The 372-nt window shown below is 64.0% G+C and carries 1 protein-coding gene; it reads right to left on the bottom strand.

Annotated features, from left to right (window positions below; all coding sequences use genetic code 11):
- Positions 1-32: 32 nt before the first annotated feature.
- Positions 33-372: MT-A70 family methyltransferase (locus Q5762_RS37400; RefSeq protein ID WP_315896768.1), on the bottom strand; the 340-nt coding region annotated here is incomplete at its 5' end.

The raw sequence follows: 372 nt of genomic DNA, 5'->3' as shown, positions 1-372 counted from the left end.
CTGAATTTGGGCCGGGGGGCGCGGGGCGTTACTCATCCGCAGCCCCCGAACCTGTCTGTCTGGTTGCCCCAGATGTCGCGCCCCGGCCATGCTCCGCGTGCAAACAACTCGCACCCCCAGACATCGGGCAGAAGCTGGTCGATCAGCTTGCGCATTTCAGGGGGCTTGCGGCTATGTTCCCGGCGCACCGAGTCAATCAGATCGGGCATTTCCCCGTCGCTCGCCTCGATGACATTGCGGCAGGATTTCGAGCGAATGGCAGGCGAGCCGATCTTGCCCACCAGAAATGGCTCGCTGGCGGACCGAAGAACATAGCCGGTCCCGAAGGCAGTTTTACCCGCAGGGGTCCGCTTTATCCACGCGCCGCCGGTC

It is taken from the genome of Streptomyces sp. P9(2023), from assembly GCF_032436795.1.
In the GTDB taxonomy this organism is placed as follows: domain Bacteria; phylum Actinomycetota; class Actinomycetes; order Streptomycetales; family Streptomycetaceae; genus Streptomyces.
The sequence above is the reverse complement of the archived record's forward strand: the minus strand, read 5'-3'. Positions and strand labels throughout refer to the sequence as shown.